The following is a 5,724-nucleotide window of genomic DNA, read 5'->3' on the forward strand; positions in this document are numbered from 1 at the left end:
CACCCGGCGCGCGCGCCGCGCCGCTTCCTCGTCCGACAGCCGCGTCGCCACTTCCACGGCCGACAGTCGCATCGCCACGTCCACGGCCGATAGTCGCGACGCGGCGTCCGTCGTCCACGCCCGTCGCACCGGGCCGGCCGGCGAGTCGCCCGGTACAGCCGGTGCAAGGCATGCCATGCCGGCGGTGAGCATCCTCAAACCGCTGTGCGGCGACGAGCCCGCGCTGTACGATAACCTGGCGACGTTTTGCCGGCAGACGCACCCGCACTACCAGCTGGTGTTCGGCGTGCGCGATGGCGCCGACCCGGCGATTCAGGTGGTGCGTCGTCTGCAGCAAGACTATCCTGAACGCGACATCGCGCTGGCGGTCAACGGCGCGCGGCACGGCAGCAATCCCAAGGTCAGCAACCTGATCAACCTGCTGCCGCTGGCCCGCCACGATCTGCTGGTGCTGGCCGATGCCGACATCGCGGTGGAACCCGACTATCTGACACGCGTGAGCGCGCCGCTGGCCGATGTGCGCACCGGCGTGGTCACCTGCCTCTATCGCGGCCGCGCGATGGGTGGCTGGTGGTCGCGGCTTGGTGTGCAGTTCATCGACGGCTGGTTTGCGCCATCGGTGCATGTGGCCCACTTCGGCGGCTCGCGCAGCTTTGCCTTCGGCGCCACCATCGCCCTGCGTCGAGACGCGCTGCAAGCCATCGGCGGCTTCGCGGCCCTGGCCGACCGTCTGGCCGACGATTACTGGCTCGGCGAACTGACGCGTCGCCACGGCCTCGTCACCGTGCTGTCCGACGTGGTGGTGCGCACCGACGTCACCGAAGACAGCCTGGCCGAGCTGTGGCGCCATGAGCTGCGCTGGATGCGTACCATCCGCTCGCTCAACCCGGCCGGTTTCGCCTTCAGCTTCATCACCTTCACCTGGCCCATGCTGCTGCTCGGACTCGCGCTGGCGCCCGGTGCGATCGCGATTGCGCTGCTGCTGGCCGGCGGCGCGGCGCGCAGCATGTTGGCGGTGGCGGATACGCGGCGCGGCGCCGGCGCGTCCGGCGTCGACCTGGCGGCCGTGCTGACCGCTCCCTTGCGCGACCTGCTGCTGCTGGCCGAATGGGCCGCCGCATTGACCGGCTCGCGCGTGCACTGGCGTGACAACCTGATCTCCGTGCGCGACCGCCTGCCGGCCGCGCCGCCATCCTATCCATCCTCGCCCTCCCGCAAGGGAACGCTGCCCGAAAGGACGCCATGAAAACCCTGTTCCTGCAAGCTCCATCCTTCGACGGTTTCGACGGCGGCGCCGGCTCGCGCTACCAGGCCAAGCGCGAGATCAAATCGTTCTGGTATCCGACCTGGCTGGCGCAGCCGGCCGCCATGGTGCCGGGCAGCCGCGTGCTCGACGCGCCGGCCGACGAGATGAGCGTGGAAGACACCCTCGACATCGCCATCGAGTACGAACTGGTGATCATCCACACCAGTACGCCGTCCTATCCGACCGATGTGCAGTTCGCCGAGATGCTGAAACAACGCCAGCCGGCGCTGCTGATTGGCCTGGTCGGCGCCAAGGCCGCCGTCGAGCCGGATGCGACACTGAGCGGCAGTCCCGCCATCGACTTCATCTGCCGCGAGGAATTCGACTACACCTGCGTCGAAGTCGCGGCCGGCCATCCGCTGGCGGACGTGGCCGGTCTCAGCTACAAGCTCCCGGACGGCAGCATCAAGCACAACGCCGACCGCCCCATGATCGAAAACATGGACGAGCTGCCCTTTGTCGCGCCGGTCTACAAGCGCGACCTCAAGGTGGAAAACTACTTCATCGGCTATCTGAAACATCCCTACGTGTCGATCTACACGGGCCGCGGCTGCCGCTCGCGCTGTACCTTCTGCCTGTGGCCGCAGACCGTGGGCGGCCACCGCTACCGTGTGCGCTCGCCGGAAAACGTGCTGGCCGAGGTCAAATGGATCAAGGAGAACATGCCGGAAGTGAAGGAGATCATGTTCGACGACGACACCTTCACCGACTTCCGCCCGCGCGCCGAGGAAATCGCCCGCGGCATGGGCGCACTGGGCATGACCTGGTCGTGCAACGCCAAGGCCAACGTCCCCTACAGCACGCTGAAGATCATGAAGGACAACGGCCTGCGCCTGCTGCTGGTGGGCTACGAGTCGGGCGACGACCAGATCCTGCTGAATATCAAAAAGGGCTTGCGCACCGACATCGCGCGGCGCTTCACGTCCGACTGCCATCAACTCGGCATCGCCATTCACGGCACCTTCATCCTCGGCCTGCCCGGCGAGAGCCAGGACACCATCGAAAAAACCATCCGCTACGCCCAGGAGATCAACCCGCACACCATCCAGGTGTCGCTGGCGGCGCCGTATCCGGGCACCGCGCTGTACCAGCAGGCGCAGGACAACGGCTGGCTGCAGGACCGCAAGGTCATCAGCCTGGTGAACGAGCAGGGCGTGCAGCTGTCGGCGCTCAGCTATCCGCACCTGTCGCGCGAAGAGATTTATCACAGCGTCGAGTTGTTCTACAAGCGCTTCTACTTCCGCCCGACCAAGATCTGGGAAATCGTGCGCGAGATGCTGGGCAGTTGGGACATGATGAAACGCCGCCTGCGCGAGGGCGTGGAATTCTTCCGCTTCCTGCGCTCGCATGAGGCCTGACTCGGCCAGCCGGCGCGGCCTGATCGTGACGGCCGACGATTTCGGCCTGCATCCGGCCGTGAACGCGGCGGTGGAACTGGCGCAGCGTGACGGCGTGCTGAACGCGGCCAGCCTGATGGTGGCGGCGCCGGCCGCCGCCGATGCGGTGGCGCGTGCGCGCCGGCTGCCGGGACTGCGCGTCGGCCTGCATCTGGTGCTGGCCGATGGAGCGCCGATGCTGCCTTCTGCGCAGATCCCCGCGCTGGTGGACGCCGATGGCCGCTTCGGTTCGCACATGGCGCGCGACGGCGCGCGCATTTTTTTTCTGCCAGCCGCGCGGCGCCAGTTGGCGGCCGAGATCCGCGCCCAGTTCGAGGCCTATGCCGCCACCGGCCTGGCGCTCGATCACGTCAACTGCCACAAGCATTTTCACCTGCATCCAACCATCCTGTCGCTGATACTGCGCATTGGCCGCGAATATGGCATGCGTGCCATGCGGCTGCCGGTGGAGCGGGGCGCGCCGTGGTGGCTGCGGCCGTGGATCGCCCTGTTGCGGCGGCGTCTGCGCGCCGCCGGTGTGGCGCACAACGACCGCGTGGTCGGCATCGCCGCCAGTGGCGCCATGGACGAAGCGGCGCTGCTGGCGGCGCTGGCGCGGCTGGACGACGGCGTGACCGAAATCTATCTGCATCCGGCCGTCGCCAGCGAAGCGCCGCTGACACCCGGCATGGCCGATTACCGCCACGCCGACGAACTGGCGGCGCTGCTGTCGCCGCGCGTGCGCGCCGCCGTCGAAGCGCTGGCGCCGCGCCGCGGTGGCTACACCGACGTGCTGGCGGCGCCATGAAGCGCTGCGGCGTGCTCGATCAAGCTGACTGCGCTGCTGTCGCCGCGCGTGCGCGCCGCCGTCGAAGCGCTGTCGCCGCGCCGCGGCGGATACACCGATGTGCTTGCGGCGCCACGAAGCGCCGCAGCCTGCGCGTGCGCCAGGCAATGGCGGGGACGCCATGAAGCGGCTGGCGTGGCTGTTCGCGGTGGCGGCGCTGTTCGGCCTGACGGCGCTGATCGCCCACCAGGGCGCGGCGGACGTGGCGCCCGTGCTGGCGCAGGCCGGCTGGCCGCTGCTGTTGCTGCTGCCGCTGCACGCACTGCCGCTGGTGCTCGACGCGCAAGGCTGGCGCACGCTGTTGCAGGCGGCACTGCCCGACGCGCGGCCATCGCTGCCGTTTTTGTGGTGGGTCGCCACCGTGCGCGAGGCCGTCAACCGCCTGCTGCCGACCGCCAGCGTCGGCGGAGAGCTGGTCGGCATCCGGCTGGCGCGCTTGCGGCATGACGATACCGCCGCCGTCGCCGCCAGCATCGTCACCGAGGTGATGGTCACGATGTTCGCGTTTTATCTGTTCACCGTGTTCGGCGTGCTGGCGCTGCTGGCCAGTACCCAGGCGGCGCATGGCTGGGCCATCATCGGCGGCCTGCTGCTGTCGCTGGCGGGGCCGCTGGCGTTCGGGCTGGCGCTGCGCCATGGCGCCTTATTCACCCGTCTGGCCGCGCTGGCGCGCGGTATGCTGGGCGAGCGGCTCGCCGCGTTGCTGGGCAATGCGGCCCGTCTCGATGCCCACGTCCAGTCGCTGCTGCGCCGCCCGCGCGTGCTGGCGCTGGCGCTGCTGTGGCAGATGGCGGGATTGCTGCTCGGGACGGCGGAGGTATGGCTGGCGCTGCGCCTGTTCGGTCACGAAGCCACATTCTGGCAGGCGCTGTTCATCGAAGCGCTGACGCAGGCGGCGCGCCAGGTCGCGTTCTTCGTGCCGGCCGGGCTGGGCGTGCAGGAAGCCGTGGTGCTGCTGCTGGCCGAACTGCTCGGCATCGGGCCGCAAGTGGCGTTGGCGCTGGCGCTGGTCAAGCGCGCGCGCGAGATTTTGTTCGGCGTGCCGGCGCTGCTGTCGTGGCAGTGGCTGGAACTGCGGCGCTGGCGCAAGGGCAGCGCGACGCGGGCCGGCGGGGCAACGCCATGAGTCGTGCCTTATGTCGCACCACCGGCGCTGGCATGGCCTGCACCATGACGCGCCGCGTCAGCGGCCGACATGCGCGATCAGCCCAGCGGCACCTGGTTATGGCGCACCAGATATTTCAGCAGGCCGTCGATGCCGTCGCGCGCGACGACGTCGCCGAACTGGCGGCGGTAGATTTCGATCAGCCACGCGCCCATCATGTTGATGTCATAGATCTTCCAGCCGTTCGGCGTGCGGGTCAGACGGTAGTCGATCTGCATTTCCTCGCCGTTGACCAGCACGCGGCTCTTGACCACCGCATCGCCGGCCTCCTGCCGGCCCAGCTGGAACTGGAACTTGACGTTCTGCTCGCGCAGTTGCGACAGCGACAGCGCGTAAGTGCGCACCAGCAGCGACTGGAACTGCTGGAACAGCTGCTGCCGCTGTTCGGGCGTGGCATCGTTCCACGTCTTGCCCAGCGCGAGTCGCGTGGTGCGCTCGAAGTCGGTGTAGGGCAGGAACTGCTGCCGCACCACGGCGGTGATCTTGACCATGTCACCGCCGCGCGCGGCCGCATCGGCCTGGATCGCGCCCGTCACCGTCTCGACGGCGGCACGTACCTGGCTGTCGGCAGCGGCCGGGTTCTGCGCCAGCGCCGGCGCCATCATCACGATGGCCGTCGCCAGACCGATGCGGGATGCGTATTCATGGAAGTTCATGTGCGCTCGCTTGCCGTGAGTTGGGGTGTCGCCAGTATAACGCGGCGGCGCATGCGGGGCTGGCTTGTTTGCCAACTTTGCCGCCATTGCGGCTATACTGGCCGTTCCGTCCACGACGCCGCACGCCAGATGCGCTCCGCGCCATGCTGACAGCTCTGCTCACCCGGCTGGTCCGCGGCGCCGCGCGCCACGCCTGGACCACCATCGCCATCTGCCTGCTGCTCACCGCGCTGAGCGGCTGGTACGCGGCCGGCCACTTCGCCATCGACACCGACATCGACCGCCTGCTGGAATCGAACGCGCCATGGGCCCAGCGCGACGCCGCGATGACGCTCGAAAAACGCGTCGGCCGGTGCCAGCCAGCGCGCCGACGG

Annotated in this window: 6 protein-coding genes; 5 read left to right on the top strand and 1 reads right to left on the bottom strand. The window is 68.8% G+C overall.

What is annotated here, in order from left to right:
- Positions 1 to 70 precede the first annotated feature (70 nt).
- From hpnI to E4L98_RS10095, 4 genes are all read left to right on the top strand, one after another.
- A complete protein-coding gene (gene hpnI / locus E4L98_RS10080; RefSeq protein WP_229257342.1) occupies positions 71 to 1,246 on the top strand; it encodes a bacteriohopanetetrol glucosamine biosynthesis glycosyltransferase HpnI in 1,176 nt (391 codons plus the stop codon).
- On the top strand, positions 1,243 to 2,664 hold the full coding sequence (hpnJ, locus tag E4L98_RS10085) for a hopanoid biosynthesis associated radical SAM protein HpnJ (RefSeq protein WP_135201429.1): 1,422 nt from the start codon (positions 1,243 to 1,245) through the stop codon (positions 2,662 to 2,664). Before hpnI ends, hpnJ begins: the two co-directional genes overlap by 4 nt.
- Positions 2,654 to 3,490: a hopanoid biosynthesis-associated protein HpnK gene (gene hpnK / locus E4L98_RS10090; protein ID WP_135201430.1), complete on the top strand. Its 837-nt coding sequence runs from the start codon at positions 2,654 to 2,656 to the stop codon at positions 3,488 to 3,490. Before hpnJ ends, hpnK begins: the two co-directional genes overlap by 11 nt.
- Positions 3,491 to 3,650: 160 nt before the next feature.
- Complete coding sequence (locus E4L98_RS10095) at positions 3,651 to 4,655, top strand: lysylphosphatidylglycerol synthase domain-containing protein (RefSeq protein ID WP_135201431.1); 1,005 nt, start codon at positions 3,651 to 3,653, stop codon at positions 4,653 to 4,655.
- A 77-nt stretch (positions 4,656 to 4,732) separates the two neighbouring features.
- Here the strand turns inward: E4L98_RS10095 and E4L98_RS10100 are convergent, their stop codons facing one another.
- Complete coding sequence (locus E4L98_RS10100) at positions 4,733 to 5,350, bottom strand: MlaC/ttg2D family ABC transporter substrate-binding protein (protein WP_135201432.1); 618 nt, start codon at positions 5,348 to 5,350, stop codon at positions 4,733 to 4,735.
- A 143-nt stretch (positions 5,351 to 5,493) separates the two neighbouring features.
- On the opposite strand from E4L98_RS10100, the gene E4L98_RS10105 reads away from it, so the two are divergent.
- Positions 5,494 to 5,724, top strand: a 231-nt coding sequence (locus E4L98_RS10105) for a hypothetical protein (RefSeq protein WP_135201433.1), incomplete at its 3' end; no start/stop codon positions are given.

Source organism: Duganella callida, from assembly GCF_004614165.1.
Taxonomy (GTDB): Bacteria; Pseudomonadota; Gammaproteobacteria; order Burkholderiales; family Burkholderiaceae_D; genus Rugamonas; species Rugamonas callida.

What these genes read in the sequence shown, in the direction of transcription:
- hpnJ (WP_135201429.1), top strand. Translation starts at nt 1,243, where the DNA reads ATGAAAACCCTGTTCCTGCAAGCTCCATCCTTCGACGGTTTCGACGGC.
- E4L98_RS10100 (WP_135201432.1), bottom strand. Translation starts at nt 5,350, where the DNA reads ATGAACTTCCATGAATACGCATCCCGCATCGGTCTGGCGACGGCCATC.
- E4L98_RS10095 (WP_135201431.1), top strand. Translation starts at nt 3,651, where the DNA reads ATGAAGCGGCTGGCGTGGCTGTTCGCGGTGGCGGCGCTGTTCGGCCTG.
- hpnK (WP_135201430.1), top strand. Translation starts at nt 2,654, where the DNA reads ATGAGGCCTGACTCGGCCAGCCGGCGCGGCCTGATCGTGACGGCCGAC.